The sequence below is a fragment of the Microthrixaceae bacterium genome (assembly GCA_016702505.1).
Classification (GTDB): Bacteria; Actinomycetota; Acidimicrobiia; order Acidimicrobiales; family Iamiaceae; genus Aquihabitans.
Window position 1 is genome coordinate 392327 of record JADJDU010000030.1, and the last position, 16180, is coordinate 408506.

A 16180-nucleotide genomic window follows, 5' to 3' on the forward strand; every position below is an offset into this window, starting at 1 on the left:
CGATCAGCCTTCGGGCTTGGTGGTGGTGACCGAACCGGCATCCTCGTCACGGCCGGAGCGGGCCGTGGCACTCAACTCGGGGACAGTCGTGGCCGACCGCTCCAGCAGGGCGGGCGGAGGGGTCTGGGAACGCAGGAGAGCAACGGCCGCGAGCTGGCTGAACACCGGGGCCGCCACCTCGCCGCCGTAGGTGGAGGTCTGAGGATCTTCCAGGGTGACCAGCACCGAGAGGTCCGCCCCGGTCACGAAACCCAAGAAGGTGGACTGGTAGTGGTAGCGACCGTCCCGGCCGAGGTACCCGTCGCTGGGGTCGACTCCTTGGGGAATCCGGGCGGTACCGGTCTTGCCGGCGGCCGGGTAGTCGGCGATGCGGGCCCGCTTGCCGGTGCCGTCGGTGACCACCTTCTCGAGCATCTGCTGGACGGCTTGGGCCGTCTCCACCGATATCACCCGACGGCGATCAGAGGGCGAGGCGTCGACCCGACCGGTACCGGGGTCGGTCGCTGCCACCAATCGGGGGGCGACGTACACCCCGTCGTTGGCGATGGCGTTGTAGGCCGACAGCATCTGAAGCGAGGTGACGGCGATGCCCTGCCCGATGGGGATGGCTCCGATCGAGGTCCCCGACCAGTCGTCGAGGTCCAACATGATCCCGTTCTCTTCGTTGGGGAACCCCAAGCCGGTGCTGGAGCCCAACCCGAAGTCCCGCAGGTAGGAGTCCACCTTGTCACGGCCAAGTTCCTGGGCCAGCTTGATGGTCCCGATGTTGGACGAGGTGACCAAGATGTCGGTCACAGACCAGGACCGGACCGGGTGGGGGTCGTGGTCGCGGAACGTCTTGTCGTAGATGGTGAGGTGATCGGGTACCTGGAGGATCGTGTCTGCTTCCACCAGGCCTTCCTCCATGGCGCCGGCCACGGTGATCACCTTGTTCACCGAACCGGGTTCGTAGACCGCGGTGACCGAGCGGTTATCTCGGGTGTTTACGGCCTCGCCTTCGGCGTTGGGGGCGACGCTGGCCATGGCCAAGATCTCGCCTGTGCTCGGCCTCATGATGAGGACCATGCCGCCGGCGGCTCCGGTGGCCTCTACCTGATCGGCGATGGCCCTCTCCGACTCGTACTGGAGGGCCTGATCGATGGTGAGGTAGACGTTGGTTCCGGGTCGGGCCGGATCGATGGTCTGGGTCCCGCCGGCGATGGTCCGCCCGTTCGGGTCGTGTTCGTATTGGAGCCGGCCGGGCTCACCGGTGAGGATGTCGTCGAACTGTTCTTCGATTCCCGACACACCTTCACGGCCTGATGTGTCCACGCCACCGTCCACGACGGTGCGTCCCACGATCGACGTAGCCAGGTTGCCCACGGGGTACTGACGCACCAACCGGTCGACCAGGTCGATGCCCGCGAGGGTGCGGACATCGTCGTCCCCGGTCGAACGGGCCTTTCGGTCCTGGGCCTGGCGAAGCTCGTTGATTTCCTCGGCTACCTCGGGATCGACGGCCTTGGCCAGCAGCGAGTACCGCCCGTCTCGGTCGAGGAGCGACGTCAGCTCGGCTCTTGATCGCCCCAGGATGGGGGCAAGGGTGGCGGCGGTGGCGGCGGGATCCTCGACGTTGAGCGGGTCGGCAACCACGTCGGGGCGCACCACCGACATGGCCAGGGGCTGACCGTTGCGATCCATGATCGCGCCCCGGCCAGCTGGGATCACCCGCCATCCGTCTCGTTGATCGAGGCCCCACGCCTGCCACCGGTCACGTTGGGCGATCTGAACCGTGGCCAGCTTGGCGCCGATGGCACCGGCCATGGCCACGACCATCACCACCAGCCAGGTGAGGCGGCGCAGGGTGAGCCGGCGCGACGCGGCCCCGTCCAGGGCCACCACCGGCTGGGGGTGACGCGTGCCGAAGGTCGGTCGTGGCAGCACACGACGGTTGGGACCGGACAGGCCCAGGAGTCCCGCCAGGCCTGCCCTTAGCCCGGATCGACTCTCGGCGGCCGATTGCTGACCGACACGAGAGGTGCCGCGGGCGCGTGTCGGCGCCAGGCGTGAGGACTCAGGTCGTGATGTGGCCCGGGCGGGGCTGGGCACACGAGATCCCCGAGCCTGGCGGGCCGTGGGGGTGGTCCGTGCGGTTGCGGCTCGACCAACGTCGGCATTGGGCCGAGGGCTGCGCGTCGTCGGGCCCGTCCCCTCCCGCCCGGCGCGGTCCAGGGGCGCCGGACGGGAGGGCACGGGCCGACGACCCGCTCCCTTTGGTTGTCTTTGTTCGCCCGCGGATCGATCGGTGCCGGAAGAACTGGAGCGTCCGGTCCGACCTCCCGCCTGGGAGGCCCGCTTCGCTCGGGGCTTGGGTTCTTGCCGCGCTTCGAGCCGAACCTCCTTTGGTGGAAGGGATGGTTCGGGCTACGGGTACTACCGGGCGCGGCCGGGCAAAGAAGTCATCTAGATCGTCGTCGATGACATCGGTCACCGGCGGGCCTCCCCTTGTACTGCGGCGTCCGGGTCGGTCCTGTTAGTAGTGCCTCGGTCATCGTCGGTGGTGGATACCGCATCTGTTGACCCGTCAGTGGTGGCCGGCGTCGGGGTGGAGTCGCCCCCGGTCACCACCGGTTCGGCGTCGGAGCCGGGTCGGATCCAGGTCTGACGTTCGGCCACCACCAGTCCGATCCGTTCGGCCTCGGCCGCCAGACGCTGGGGCGATGACGCCTCGGCCAAGCGGAGCCGGTCATCCTCTAGCCCACGACGTTCGTGGCGGATCTGCGTGCCGAGATCATCGAGGTGAGCCTGGCCACTGACCAGCATCGAGTGGACCATGGCCGAGATCAGCAACGAACCGAAGACCACGATCACGGCCACGCTCATCACCGCCACCACCGGGTATCGACGGCGGGGCATCTCGACCACCTGCAACCGGGCCGCGCCCGTGCGGGTAGGAGCGACGCGCCTCTGGGCGGTCTGAGCCTTGGGCGCTGCCACCCTTGACCCCGCGGCCATGGATGAAGTCGTGCCGGGTCGATCGCCCCGGCCCCTGGTCGCCGTCTGTCGGCGGGCGCCCGCATGACTGGTCGAGGTGGCCTCGACCACACGCACCCGGGGTCGGGGCGCGGGGCGCGGTGCCCGACGAGCCGGAGCAGAAGCAGGTGCAGTTGCGGTAGCGGTCATGGCAGCTTCTCCACGGCACGGAGGCGGGCGCTGGACGCCCGCGGGTTGTCGTTGATCTCAGATGCGTCCGGGACCCAGCCACCCCGCTTGAGCAGACGGGCGACGGGTACGGCACCGCAGCCGCAGGGCAGCCCTGGCGGGCAGGTGCACCCCCCGGTCTCTGCGGTTCGGAACCGAGCCTTGACGATGCGGTCCTCACCGGAGTGGTAGGAGATGACCACCAGCCGGCCTCCTGGGGCGAGCACGTCCAGAGCGGCGTCGAGCGTCGGACCCAGCACGTCGAGCTCCTGGTTGACCGCTATGCGAAGGGCTTGGAACGTCCGCTTGGCCGGGTGGCCCCCAGTCCGGCGGGCGGGCGCCGGTATGGCAGCCAGGATGACGTCACGAAGCTGTCCGGTGGTGGTAACCGGTCGGGCGGCTACCAAGAACTTGGCGATCCGGCTGGCGAAGCGCTCATCGGCGTTCCGCCGCAACAGCCGGGCCAGCTCGGCTTCGGGAAGGGTGTTGACCAGGTCCGCAGCCGACGGCCCGCTCTCCTGGTCCATCCGCATGTCCAGTGGCGCGTCGTGGCGATACGAGAAGCCGCGCTCGGCGTCGTCGAACTGGGGGGAGGACACGCCGAGGTCGGCGAAGACCCCGGTGATCGATTGGCTGGCGGCGCCAGACGCGGCGACCACCGCGGCCAGCTGATCGGAGCGGGCGTGAAACGCCTCGGCCCGTGGCCCGAATCGGGCCAGACGGGCGCGCGCCGCGGCCAGGGCCTGCGGATCCCGGTCGATGCCCAGGATCCGAAGATCCTCTCTGGCATCGAGCAGGGCCGCCGAGTGGCTGGCGCCGCCAAGGGTGGTGTCCACCACCGTGCCTGCCGGCACCGGGGCGAACAGATCGATGACCCGGTCGACCATGACCGGAACATGGGTGAAGGGACGGGGATCGGACATGAGGACGCTCATGCCGGATCTGTGGGTAGGCCCGAGTGGCTGTCGAGCATGAGGTCGAAGTCCCCGAACCGGCTCTTCACCTCTTGGTGGAAGACCTTGGCGGGGTAGATGTGCAGGGCTTCGACCTGGCCAGAGAAGACGATCTCTTCACCGAGCGCCACGTCGTCGCGTGCCTCGGCGGGGATCACAACTCGGAACTGACGATCGATTGCCACCTTGTGAGCCGAGCTGTAGGCGGACTGGCGCAGCCGGGGATCGACCCCGGGCCCGCCGTTGCGGCGGATCACGTCGTCGACCAACACATCGAAAGCCCGCAACGAATAGGCGACGAGGCACTGGTCGCCGCGAGACCTAACCCGCATGAAGCCGTCGGGGAAGGCATAGCGAAACACGGCGGGGATGATCAGGCGTCCGTTGGGTTCCAACTTGCCGTTTGCCCACCCCGAGAGCGGTTCGTGCCCGAAAACGGGAAGTCCGGTCGAAGGCGACCCTGCCGAGGTCAGCCCCATGGCTGCCCCCGCCGTGTCATCCCCTCCGATAGCCTCCATGGCTTCCCATCATACTCCCCTTAGAACCCTATGCAAGTACCCGTTCATCACGCTGACCTGCGGTTTTGGCCCGTCTTTCATGCAGAAATGTGACCAACGACCGCCAAGGAGGTGCGCCGACACAGGCGGACCGACCCGTGAACACGGCATGGGGAGACTGGAAGGCCCAAACGAGCGACCCTGACCGGGACGGAATGTGGGCTGCCGCCAGTCGCCTCAGGGAAGGTTGGCGACCAAGGCGGCCACCACATCCGCGGGGTCGACGGTCACCCCGGCGGCCACATCGGTCAGCTCACGGCGGGCTCGCTGACGCTCGGGATCCGACAAGGCCAACACGTCCAGCAACGGCACCGGATCCCAGCGGTGGACCAGCGCGCACTGGAAGCGGGCCCCGGCCCGAGTTCGGCGTTGAGAGATTCCCACCACCTTGGCGCCGCGCAAGGTCACCTCGCCCGGACCTAGCCCGGCGAAGCACACCAGGTCCGACCACTCCGTGCGCACCATGCCTGACCGGTGGACCACGGTTCCCCCAATGCCAAGGTCAGCCAGCGTGGAACTCCAGGCCTGGCCCAGCCAGTGGCTTGCCCGCCCCAGGTCGTTCACCCACAGCGGATCGACAACGGGCACCAAGACGTCGACCCAGGTCACCTCGCCGGGGGCCAACCACACCGCCCCTCCCCCGCTGCGTCGGGTCACCACCCTCACCCCACCGGCCCGAGCCCGATCGGAGTCGATCAGTTCGTGGCGTTGGGTCGAGCCGAGAACCACGGTGGGACCGTCAGCCTCGAACCACCAGACGGCGCGAACCAGCGGGTCGGGCCAGGGCCGATCGTGAAAGGTGGCGGCCTCGCCTCGACACCGGTCGACCGACCAGGGGGAAGGGCTCACCGGGACCGATGGTGGTGGTCGAGCTCGACCTGGGCCAGCCGACCGACGTCGGGGGTGACTCCGCATCCATTCCCGCTCGGCACCACCAAGCGACCGGAACCGTCGGCGTTCACCGGTTGGGCCAGGTCTTCCGCGAAATACCGGCTGGACGGCCCCAGATCGGTGGGAAAGGTACAAAACGGCATGGCCGCCACGGCCAGAGCGGTCGCCCGCCCCACCGCGGTCTCGAGCATCCCGCCGACGAAGACCCCACATCCGGCGTCGACCGCAGCCCGAGCCAGGGCCGCCGCGGCCATCGGGCCACCCAGTCGGGCTGGTTTGATGTTCACCACCGACCCCGCTCCCAAGGTCAAGGCTGCTTCCAGCGCGGCCATGGACGTCACCGACTCGTCCAAGGCCACCGGACACGAGAGCCGCCGGGCCAGTGCGGCCGACCCCAACAGATCGTCGGTAGGCGCGGGTTGTTCCACGTAGGCCAGGCCCAGCCCTTCGAGCTGGTCCACCGATCTGGTGTCGAGCGTCCCGTTTCCGTCCACGGCCAGGGCCAGATCGGGCCAGATCGACCGAACAGTCCCGATCATCGCCAGGTCGACTGGCCGTGGTGACACCTTGACCTTCACCATGACTGCTCCCCCTTCGACCGCCCGAGCCACCGCCGAGATCGTGGCCTCGGGGTCGGCTCCTAGGCCGATCACCGCCGTGGTCGCCACCGTGGGTTCAGGCCGACCGAAACGGGATCCCAGCCGATCTACCAGGGACTCGCCCCGACCGCGGAGGACGGCATCGAGCCGAGCCCCCAGGATCGCCGAGACCGCCATCGGATGACCGATGGGAGGACCTCCCACCCCACCAAGCAACCACGGCACCAGCTCGTCTCGCAACAACGCGAAAGCGCCCGCGGTGTATTCGGATGCGTAGGTGGGATGGGTGAGGGTCGGGCACTCGCCCCAGCCTTCGGTTCCGTCGCCCAGCACCAGCCGCACGATCACGACCTGGCGAACCGACTCGTCGCCGTGAGCAGCACGGTGAGGGTTGACCAACGGCATCGAGACCCGCCACAGGTCGATGTCGGATACCTCACCCCGATCGGCCAGGTCGACCAGCTCGTCCAGCCCGACCCCTCCAGCCACCATCACCCCCAGGTGTTCGATCGACACCAACTCAGGTAGTCCACCAGGTCGGCCGGGTCGGGTTCGTGGGTGCCGTCTCCGCCGTACTGGGTCTCCATGCGGAACCGGAGGTAGTCGGTATCGGGCAGCGGCAGGAACGGTGCCCGCCTCCACCAGCCGGGTCGGGCTAGGCGTAGGGCCACGACCACCGCGGTGACCCACATGCTGGGATGACGCACTATCGCGCCCGCGGCCCGGAGCCACCAGCCCACACCGGGCGCGTTCATCGCACCCCCACGTCGACGCCCAGACCTCGCCACGCCACCGCCCCGGCACCGACCAGCGGGCCGTCCGAGCCGAGACCTCCGGGCACGATGCGCGTGCCCTGGGCATGGCCTATTCGAGCCGAACGCTCGATCTCGGCTTGCGCGGCCTCGAAGAAGACCGAGCCGAAGCCCAGCGCCACCGAGCCGGCCACGCAGGCCAGATGTAGATCCAAGAGGTTGGCCACCGAAGCCACGGCCCTTCCTACCAAGGTTCCGGTTCGAACCTTCACCTCAGTCGAGGCCTCCTTGGGATGGGTCCCGGTGATGGCACCGATGGCGGTACCGGAAGCCTCGGCTTCCAGACAACCCTGGGCCCCGCACCCGCATATGCGTCCACCGGGCTCCACGATCACATGGCCAATGTGACCGGCGTTGCCATCCCTTCCCTCCAGGAGCCGGCCGTCCAAGACGATCCCCCCGCCCACCCCGGTGGAGACCACCATCGCCACGTAGTCGGTGACCCCGCGGGCCGCACCCCGCCACCCTTCACCCAAGGCCAGCGCCTTGGCGTCGTTGTCGACCCAGGTCCGCAGACCGAGTCGGTCGGCCAGGCGGTCTCGCAACGGAAATCGACGCCACTGTGCGATGTTGAGCGGGGAAACCCATTCCCCACCGGCACCCATCGGGCCTCCCGTACCCACGCCGCACCCGGCCAGGTCGGTCAGGGTCACGCCTTCGGTGACCGTACCGATCAGGGCGATCAGCACCTCGAAAAGGGCCTCGCCGTCGGTTCCTTCGGTGGGTACCTGGTGGTGACGCAATAAGGTTCCGCGCTCGTCGAGAAGCCCGGCGGCCAGTTTGGTGCCACCGATGTCCACCGCCAGGACCAGTTCTTCGGATCGACCCACCGTGTGAGCATGACACGCCACCGGATCCCTGACGCTACCCAGCCCGACAACCGACTCGTATCCCTGGAGAACCAGTGTCGAAAGCCAGCCGACACCGAGTGGACGGGGGCCACCCATCGTGACCCACGCTGCCTCCGCCGAGGCTCGCCATCCGCTCAGGTACTTGAGGCGGGCCTGGCCCTGGTTGTCGGTCGGCTCGCGTATCCTCGGGGGTTCCCGAAACCGCCCAGGAGCATCGTGTCCACCACCGCCCCCGCCGCCGTAGACGGCGTCGAGCGTTTCGCCGACCTGCACAACGCCCTCACCGCCAACATGGCCTCGGTCATCCACGGCAAGGCCGAAGCCATCGACCTGGTGGTGCTGTGCCTCATCGCCGAAGGCCATGTGTTGGTGGAAGACGTGCCGGGGGTGGGCAAGACCACCCTGGCCAAGGCCTTGGCCCAATCGATCGCCTCGCCGTTCGGGCGGATCCAGTTCACCCCTGATCTCCTTCCCGCCGATGTGGTCGGGGTCAGCATCTGGGACCGCTCCGCTGGACGGTTCGAGTTCCGTCCCGGACCGGTGTGCAACGGCATTGTGTTGGCCGATGAGGTGAACCGGGCATCTCCCAAGACGCAGTCGGCCCTGCTTGAGGCCATGGCCGAACGTCAGGTCACCGTCGATGGTGTCACCCACCGGCTTCCGTCGCCGTTCATGGTGATCGCCACGCAGAACCCCACCGACCACGAGGGCACCTATCCCCTACCCGAGAGCCAGCTCGACCGCTTCCTGATGCGGATCTCGATGGGCTATCCGGGCCGAGACGCGGAGCTGGCCATCTTGCGGGACCCCGCCGATGCTGGCGCTACCCCTGCCACCCTCGATGCCGTGTTGGGAGTGGCCCACGTCAACGGTCTGATCGCCGCTGCTCGCACCGTGCACGTGGCCCCGGCCCTTCAGGGCTACCTGGTCGACTTGGCTGACGCATCGCGGATTCACCCGTCGGTGGCCATTGGGATCTCGCCGCGGGCCACGCTCTCGCTCCAACGGGTGAGCCGGGCCCGGGCCGCCACTCGGGGCCGGGCTTTCGTGATCCCCGACGATGTGAAGGAACTGGCCGGTCCCGTCCTGGCCCACCGCATCCGGCTCACTCCCGAAGCGTCGGTACGAGGGACCAGAGCCGCTGACGTGGTGGCTGAACTGTTGGCGCGGGTGCCGGTCCCGCCCCCAGACCCGGGCTGAACGGCGCCGACGGTGCCGCTCACCCGCCCCGGATGGATGGTGGTGGCCGGGTCTCTGGCCCTGATCGCCGCGGCCCGGACCCTGGCGCTACCCGAGCTGTACGTATTGGCCGGGGCCGGATTGGTACTGGTGGCGACGGCGTTGGCAGTGGTGTCGACGCCGGCACCGGTGCTCGACGTCGAACGGTCGATTCACCCCCGCCGTGTTCACCTCGGCGACGCCAGTCGGGTGGAGCTGTCGGTGACCAACCGCTCCGGTCGCCGCTTTCCGCTGGTGTCGATCCACGATCCGGTGGAGGGAACAGCCGGGGCCGAGCTGCGCCTGGCCCCGCTCCCTCCCGGGGACCGACGCCGGGCCGGATACCGGCTACCGACTCGGCGCCGCGGCCTGGTTCGGGTGGGGCCACTCGTGGCCACCCGAACCGACCCGTTCGGGTTGGCCACCCGCTCGATCACCTTGGCCGAGCCGCTGGAGCTGACCGTCCTGCCGGTGGTCGAACCACTCCATGGGGGAATGGCTGGTTCCGGTGCAGACATGGCGACCTCAGGACCGGCACGCCCTCGTGCCGGCATGGTCGGCGGCGACGAGTTCGCGTCTCTGCGGGAGTACGTGGTGGGGGACGATCTGCGTCGCATCCATTGGGCATCCAGTGCCCGGACCGGGGATCTAATGGTCCGCCAGGACGACTCGGCGTGGCAGGGCCAGTTGACCATCGTCTTGGAAGCCAGAACCGAACGGATCGATGCGGCGTCGTTCGAGACCGCGGTATCGGCGGCAGCCTCGCTGGTCAACGCCGCCGCCGAGCGCGGCCTACGAGTTCGCCTGTTGGTGACCGACGGTTCCGACTCGGGACCGACCGATGCCCGCGCCGCGCTGGACATGTTGTTGGAGCATCTGGCCGTGGTGGACCGTCATGGCGGCGGCGAGCTCCCGGCCTTGCGGGTCTCGACCCGACCCGACACCGGTGACGTGGTCCTGGTTACCGGGTCCCCGGCCGGAGACGGCTGGGCGGAACTGGGTCTGTTGCACCGACCCGGATCTACAACTCGGGTCGTCGCAGTTGGTGGGGCCACGCCTCCTACGGGCTCGTCGCCGTCGCCGTCGCCGGAGGTGGAGGTGACGCTCATCGAGCCGGGGCGGCCGGTGGCCGCGGCGTTGTCCACCATGTGGGCCGGGTCGAGCCGGTGGAGCCGGGCTCGCCGAACCGGATCGGGGGGCTGACGTTGGCCACCGTGACCTTGGATCCTCCCCTACCGCCGCCGCCGCCGCCGACGCCGCTCGGCTCGCTCGACTCACCCTTCGGCTCCGATGACGGACGTGCCCTAGGAGACCGCCCCGGGTCCGGGCGCCGCTGGGTGTCTCTGGTCACCGCCGAGGTGTCGCTCCTAGCCGTTCACCTCGCGGTCGTCTGGGGTTTCGTGCGGGTCTATGACACCACCGGGTCCCTGGGCGATCTGGTTGCGTTCGCCCTTGCTGGTACCGCCACCGCCACCGCTGCCAGGCGGGCGCGACTGCGCCCCGCTGTGGCGAGCCTCATCTCGCTGACTGGCCTGGCCCTGGTCTCGGCCTGGCTCTTGTTCCCCGACACCCTCGCGTTCGGTGTCCCCAGCACCGCCACCATTCGGGCCGCAACAGATGCGGCGAAGACGGCGGGTCGAGAGTTCGGCACCGTCATCGCCCCCACCCCGGCACTGGTCGGATTTCAACTGCTGACCGGTGTTGCGATCTGGGGCGCGGTGCACTTCGCTGACTGGGCCGCCTTCCGCCTCCGAGCCACCGTCGAAGCTCTGGTTCCTGCCGGGATCGTGTTCGGGTTCGTGTCTGTGCTGTCCGGCGACGACCACCGAGTCGCAGCGGCGGTGGCGTTTGCGTTGACCACGCTCACCTATGTGGCCAACCACCGGGCCCACCTGGCCTGTGTCGGCGACGCCTGGCTCGGGTCATCGCCGATGGCGGGAGCAGCATCGCTTCGTCGAACCGGGTTGGCCATGGTGGCGGTGGCCGTTGTGGCCGGATCTGTCCTGGCCCCGTTAGCGCCTGGGTTCAGCCAGGATCCGCTGGTCCGCTGGCGTCAGACCAAAGACGGTGGGTCCCAGCGTGACACCGTGAGCCCCATCGTCGACGTCCGGGGTCGGATCCTGCGCCAGACGAACCGGGTCATGTTCACGGTCCGCTCCACCGCCCCCGCCTACTGGCGACTCACATCGCTCAACCACTTCGACGGACGGATCTGGTCCTCCAGCGCCGAGTTCCGAAATGCCGACGGCACCCTCCCTTCATCCACCGACCGCACCCTGACCACTCGACGGGTGGTCCAGGGCTTCGAGATCGTCGGGCTTGGAGCGCTATGGGCTCCAGCGGCATTCGAGGCCCGGGAGCTACCTCAGTCCAGCGGTCCTCTCCTGTGGGACCGGGACTCCTCGACGCTCATCGTCGACGACTCCCTTGCCACCTCCGACGGTGTCACCTACACGGTGGCGTCAGAGGTGCCGGTGCTCGATCCGAGTGTCCTGCGGGCCGCTGCCGGCTCTGATCCGACCGAGATCCGAAGCACCTACTTGAACCTTCCCCTCGACCTTCCCGAGCGGGTCCGAACCGAAGCCGAGGCTGTCGTCGCCGGACTGGACAGCCGCTACGACCAGGCCCGCGCCCTCCAGGACTTCTTCCAGAGCGAACGGTTCACCTACAGCACCGAGGTACCTGAAGGCCACGGCAACGATGCCCTGGTGGCCTTCTTGGATTCCGGAGCGGGCTACTGCGAGCAGTTCGCCGGCACCTATGCGGCCATGGCGCGGGCGGTGGGGTTGCCGGCCCGGGTGGCCGTCGGATTCACCCCCGGCGACGCCGATGCCGAAGACCCGACCTTTCACCGGGTGCGCGGCGTGCACGCCCACGCCTGGCCCGAGGTCTACTTCTCCGGCATCGGTTGGGTTCCCTTCGAACCCACCAAGGGACGAGGGATCCCAGGGGCAGAGTCCTACACCGGCCTTACACCAGCCCAGGAGCAAGGTGTCGAGGAACCGGCTTCGACCACCACCACCTCCACCACCACCATCCCGCTGCAACCGGGAACATCGGTTCCCGCTCCGCCAGCCACCACCCCTCCCCCTCCCATCCGGGGAACCTCGCTGGGAGCACCAGACCGAGACGAACCTTCCGTCCTCCAGCGCGGAGCAATCGCCCTGGCCGCGGTGGTGATCATCGCCGGGGCCATCGTTGTTGCCGCACCGTGGGTCAGACGCCGGATGCGGCGACGAGGACAAGACCCCCGGTCACGCACGGCCACCGCCTGGGCCGACATCGTCGACCCGTTGCGCTGGCACACCGGCACCGTGCCCGAAGAAAGCGAAACCCACCAGGAGGTCGTCCTTCGCGCTGCGCCCGGCCTAGGTGAGCTCGCGTCGACGCTTGGCGAGCTTGCCGACCTGACCACCACCGCGGCATGGTCGCCCGATCCCCCCACGACCGACCAAGCCGACCGGGCCGTGGATCTGGGCCGACAGTTCCGCCACCAGGTGCTGGCTAGCCAGACCGCCCGACAACGAGTACGACGACGCCTGTCGTGGCGCGAAGCGTTCGGCATCCACCCGAACCCCTAACTGTCGGTCCGTCACCAGGCGGAGCCGTCCAGCAGAGCTCGGTGGCCGGCCGCTGGGAATGCGGGTCAGATGTCGGTTTCAGACGTGTCGTCGGGTTGCGGCTGCTGGTCCGAGGCGGGGTGGGTTCGAATACCGGGGATCCGCAACGAGTCGGCCAGCTGGTCCATGCCCGCTCGACCCAGTCGGCGAAGGCTGCGCTCGAACCACAGCGCCGCCCCCAGCATCACCAGGAAGCCGCCGAAGGCCACCGGGAACGGGGCGGCGGTGGCCAGGGTGACCACCAGGACGACCACACCGACCAGGAAGACCAAGGTGGCCCGCTTCATGCGGCTCACCGACTCGACGTACAGCGAGTGCCGGCTGATGTCTCCGGCCAGCCTGGGGTCGTCCGCGTAGAACTGCTGCTCGATCTCAGAGAGGATGCGTTGCTCTTCCTCTGACAGCGGCACCGGATGAACCCCTTCGATCCCTTTCGAACCCTGGACCCCCGGTGGGGACCGGCGGCCCGGTCAGTTTCGCACAGCATTCCTAGACCCACAACGCGGAACGATCAGCCCCAGGAACGCGCGTCGCCGGTTGGTTGTGTCCGCGACCCGCGCCGCCTACCAACCGTCGTGGCGATGGCGGGCGTTGGGGTCGTCGTTGCTATCGGGATGATCGTGGTCAGCGTCGGAGGTGGACGACGGCCCGGCGACCGGTCCCCATTGCTGGGCACCCCGGCGGGCCACCCGCAGACCATTGGGACCGATGAGGTTGGCCGGCCCCACGGCGCGGGCTCCGAAGCGGGCCCGCACCTCGTCTACCGCAGCTTCCACCCGGCTCTGCTGACCCCGATCGCCGCCTCCGCCAGGGCCGGGCGCCTCGACGAGCAGATCATCCAAGGAGAGCTGACGGACCGAGCCGGCACCCAACTGTGTGACGCTCACCCCCAACAGCCGGACCCCAGGTGTCAGGTCGATCCCATCGAGCAGGGAGCGGGCCACACGAGTGATCTCGTGGGTGGTGTCGGTGGGTTCGGTCACACTCGACGACCGACTTACGGTGCGAAAGTCGCCGTAGCGGACCTTCACCCCAATCGTGCGCCCCACCGTGCCCGATGCCCGCAACCGCGATGCCACCGCGTCGGCCAAACGAGCCAACTCGACGCGGACCGTTGCCGCATCGGTGAGGTCCCTTGGAAACGTCTCCTCGTGACTGACCGACTTCATGGGTTGACCGGGCACAACGCCCCGGGGGTCGACCACGTTGGCCAAGGCGTGCAGGTGGGTTCCAGAGGCTTTCCCCAACGCGGCGATCAAAGTGGGCAGCGGGGTCTCGGCCAGGTGCCCCACAGTGGCTATTCCCAGGCGTTCCAGCTTGACCAGGGTGGCCGGTCCGACGCCCCACAGGGCTCTCACCGGCATCGGATGCAAGAACTCGGTCTCCCGGCTCGGGTCGACGATCACGACGCCGGGACCGAATCGTGGACCGGTCGGTGAGGCTTTGGGTTTGGCTGCCTCCGAGGCCAACTTGGCCAGGAACTTCACCCGGGCCACCCCTACCGAACAGGTGAGCTTCTCGGTGTCACGGATCTCGGCGCGGATCTGGTGGGCGATCTGTTCGGCGGAACCGATGAGGCGACGGGCACCGGACACATCCAAGAACGCCTCATCTAGCGAGATCGGCTCGACGAGCGGGGTGTAGCGGGCGAACACCGCCATCACCCGGGTGCTGACCTCGCTGTAATGGGCGTGGTCACCGGGCAGGAACACCGCGTGCGGACACAGGCGCCGAGCGGTCACCCCGGCCATGGCCGAGTGCACGCCATGGGCCCGAGCCTCATAGGACGCCGCGGCCACCACCCCCCGGGGCCCGGACCCCCCGACCACCACCGGACGTCCCCGCAACTCGGGGTGGCGAACGAGTTCCACCGCAGCGAAGAACGCATCCATGTCGACGTGGAGGATCGACGGCGCCTCCACGGGGGCGACCCCTCCACCGCTCACGGAAGGGCCGAGACCCGCAACGACCGGTGGTCGGTGCCCTCCACCTGGAATCGGAACGCCCGACCCGTGTCCCACCGCTCGTTCAGCCACAGGCCCAGAGGGTCACGAACCCACGGTGGCGACCCGGCGAGACGCTCGTTGCACTCCCCGATGGCCACGTAGCAGGCGTCGACCACGATGCCGTCAGGGTCGGCCACGCACAGCTCGCCATCCCAGGCCAGGGCCCGGTGAACGACAACGGTGAGGTGCCAGTCCAGGTCGGGGGCCACCGCTTGGATCTCATAGACGGGCTCAGACCAGTCGCTCACCACCAAGCCGGTCTCCTCGGTCACCTCACGGGTGAGCCCGTCGAGGAGCGCCTCGCCAGGATCGACCACGCCGCCCGGTGGGGTCCAGTCGACCCGTCCGTCGTGACGGCGGTTCTGCACCAGCAGGAGGCCCTCTTCCAGCTCCACCAGGGCGCCGGCCACCAGCCATTCCCTCATCGGTCAGCTCCGACGCCGCACTCGCCGGACTCGGTCACGGACGCCCCACCTGGTCACCAGCACCAAGGCCTCACGAACGATGCTCGGAGACATCTTGGACACCCCGAGCTTGCGGTCCCGGAAAGTGATCGGGATCTCCACGATCCGGCCACCGGCCTTGACGACCTCATAGGCCATCTCAATCTGGAAGCCATAGCCGTCGGCACGAACCCGATCGACCCCGATCTTCTCGATGATCGAGGTCCGGTAGGCCCGGAACCCGGCGGTGGCGTCTCTGATACCAAGCTTGAGCATGAAACCTATGTAGCGGTTACCCCACTGCGACAGGATCCGACGGTTCGCGGGCCAACCCGGCACCGCACCACCGGGCACGTAGCGAGATCCGATGACCAGGTCAGCGGGGGCGGTCTCCAGTGTGGAGATCAGTTCGGGCAGCACCGCTGGGTCGTGTTGTCCATCGGCGTCCATCTCCACCAAGACGTCGTGACCGTGTTCCATGCCCCAGGCGAATCCGGCTCGATACGCGGGGCCCAACCCGGCCTTGGCCGGGCGGCGCAGCACATGGATCTGGCCCAGCTCGGCTGCTACCTCGTCGGCCAGGTCGGCGGTGCCGTCGGGACTGCCATCGTCCACCACCAGCACGTGAGCATCGGGCACGACCTCACGCACTCGGGTGAGGGCGTTGCGGATGTTCTCGGCCTCCTGATAGGTGGGAAGGATCACGAGCGGCAACACGGGGGCCACTCTACGGTCCACCGGCTCGTAGCATCGCGCCATGGACGACGACAGCCCCATCGAGTCCGCCGTTCCCCCCGCCACCGCTCGCATCCTGGCTTTCGCAGCCATCGTGTTGGCCGGAATCTGCGGCGGTCTGATCGGTTGGAAGTTCACCGCCCTCCAGGTCGACGACGGCAGCATCCTTCCCGGGGTCGGCGGCGTGGTCGGAGCGGTGGTGGCCGCGGGCGGTGTCGCCGTGTTGTCGGTTCTGGTCATGCGGGCCATGGGTGAGTGGCACACCATCCAGCAGACCGGTGACCCCGGTGCCGCCCGACGGGGCCGGTCCTGATT

16 protein-coding genes are annotated in these 16180 nt (G+C 68.6%); 4 read left to right on the forward strand and 12 right to left on the reverse strand.

Annotated elements, in window-relative coordinates; genetic code table 11:
- Positions 1-3 precede the first annotated feature (3 nt).
- The 8 genes from IPG97_18940 to IPG97_18975 form a co-directional block, all read right to left on the reverse strand.
- Complete coding sequence (locus tag IPG97_18940; GenBank protein ID MBK6858562.1) at positions 4-1923, reverse strand: penicillin-binding protein 2; 1920 nt, start codon at positions 1921-1923, stop codon at positions 4-6.
- A 543-nt stretch (positions 1924-2466) separates the two neighbouring features.
- Positions 2467-2895 (reverse strand): hypothetical protein, encoded by a 429-nt coding sequence (locus IPG97_18945; GenBank protein MBK6858563.1) that lies wholly within the window; start codon positions 2893-2895, stop codon positions 2467-2469.
- A 263-nt stretch (positions 2896-3158) separates the two neighbouring features.
- Positions 3159-4103, reverse strand: a complete 945-nt coding sequence (gene rsmH, locus IPG97_18950; protein ID MBK6858564.1) for a 16S rRNA (cytosine(1402)-N(4))-methyltransferase RsmH — start codon at positions 4101-4103, stop codon at positions 3159-3161.
- An 8-nt stretch (positions 4104-4111) separates the two neighbouring features.
- Positions 4112-4651, reverse strand: a complete 540-nt coding sequence (locus IPG97_18955; protein MBK6858565.1) for a hypothetical protein — start codon at positions 4649-4651, stop codon at positions 4112-4114.
- Between the two features lie 216 nt (positions 4652-4867).
- Positions 4868-5539: a lipoate--protein ligase family protein gene (locus IPG97_18960; GenBank protein MBK6858566.1), complete on the reverse strand. Its 672-nt coding sequence runs from the start codon at positions 5537-5539 to the stop codon at positions 4868-4870.
- A complete protein-coding gene (locus tag IPG97_18965; protein MBK6858567.1) occupies positions 5536-6696 on the reverse strand; it encodes an o-succinylbenzoate synthase in 1161 nt (386 codons plus the stop codon). The genes IPG97_18960 and IPG97_18965 overlap by 4 nt, the downstream gene beginning before the upstream one ends.
- Positions 6672-6935: a hypothetical protein gene (locus tag IPG97_18970; protein ID MBK6858568.1), complete on the reverse strand. Its 264-nt coding sequence runs from the start codon at positions 6933-6935 to the stop codon at positions 6672-6674. Before IPG97_18970 ends, IPG97_18965 begins: the two co-directional genes overlap by 25 nt.
- Positions 6932-7939 carry an ROK family protein gene (locus tag IPG97_18975; GenBank protein MBK6858569.1) on the reverse strand — a complete coding sequence of 336 codons (1008 nt, stop codon included), beginning with the start codon at positions 7937-7939 and terminating at the stop codon, positions 6932-6934. The genes IPG97_18970 and IPG97_18975 overlap by 4 nt, the downstream gene beginning before the upstream one ends.
- Before the next feature lie 195 nt (positions 7940-8134).
- On the opposite strand from IPG97_18975, the gene IPG97_18980 reads away from it, so the two are divergent.
- Genes IPG97_18980 through IPG97_18990 form a run of 3 tightly spaced genes read left to right on the forward strand, consistent with a single transcriptional unit; the run spans position 8135 to position 12642 of the window.
- Positions 8135-9043: a MoxR family ATPase gene (locus tag IPG97_18980; GenBank protein MBK6858570.1), complete on the forward strand. Its 909-nt coding sequence runs from the start codon at positions 8135-8137 to the stop codon at positions 9041-9043.
- Positions 9044-9055: 12 nt separating this feature from the next.
- Positions 9056-10264: a DUF58 domain-containing protein gene (locus tag IPG97_18985; protein MBK6858571.1), complete on the forward strand. Its 1209-nt coding sequence runs from the start codon at positions 9056-9058 to the stop codon at positions 10262-10264.
- An 11-nt stretch (positions 10265-10275) separates the two neighbouring features.
- Positions 10276-12642 (forward strand): transglutaminase domain-containing protein, encoded by a 2367-nt coding sequence (locus IPG97_18990; GenBank protein ID MBK6858572.1) that lies wholly within the window; start codon positions 10276-10278, stop codon positions 12640-12642.
- A gap of 65 nt (positions 12643-12707) precedes the next feature.
- On the opposite strand, the gene IPG97_18995 is transcribed toward IPG97_18990, so the two are convergent.
- The 4 genes from IPG97_18995 to IPG97_19010 all read right to left on the reverse strand — a co-directional run bounded on the left by IPG97_18995 (position 12708) and on the right by IPG97_19010 (position 15889).
- Entirely contained in the window at positions 12708-13091 is a 384-nt protein-coding gene (locus tag IPG97_18995; GenBank protein MBK6858573.1) for a DUF3040 domain-containing protein, read from the reverse strand.
- Between the two features lie 153 nt (positions 13092-13244).
- Positions 13245-14573: a DNA polymerase IV gene (gene dinB, locus IPG97_19000; GenBank protein ID MBK6858574.1), complete on the reverse strand. Its 1329-nt coding sequence runs from the start codon at positions 14571-14573 to the stop codon at positions 13245-13247.
- Positions 14574-14623: 50 nt separating this feature from the next.
- Positions 14624-15112: an NUDIX hydrolase gene (locus IPG97_19005; protein MBK6858575.1), complete on the reverse strand. Its 489-nt coding sequence runs from the start codon at positions 15110-15112 to the stop codon at positions 14624-14626.
- A gap of 3 nt (positions 15113-15115) precedes the next feature.
- Entirely contained in the window at positions 15116-15889 is a 774-nt protein-coding gene (locus tag IPG97_19010; GenBank protein MBK6858576.1) for a polyprenol monophosphomannose synthase, read from the reverse strand.
- On the opposite strand from IPG97_19010, the gene IPG97_19015 reads away from it, so the two are divergent.
- The gene (locus tag IPG97_19015; protein ID MBK6858577.1) at positions 15888-16178 is read left to right on the forward strand and encodes a hypothetical protein; all 291 of its coding nucleotides are present in this window, start codon (positions 15888-15890) and stop codon (positions 16176-16178) included. The two genes, IPG97_19010 and IPG97_19015, sit on opposite strands and share 2 nt — an antisense overlap.
- The last annotated feature ends 2 nt before the right edge of the window (positions 16179-16180 follow it).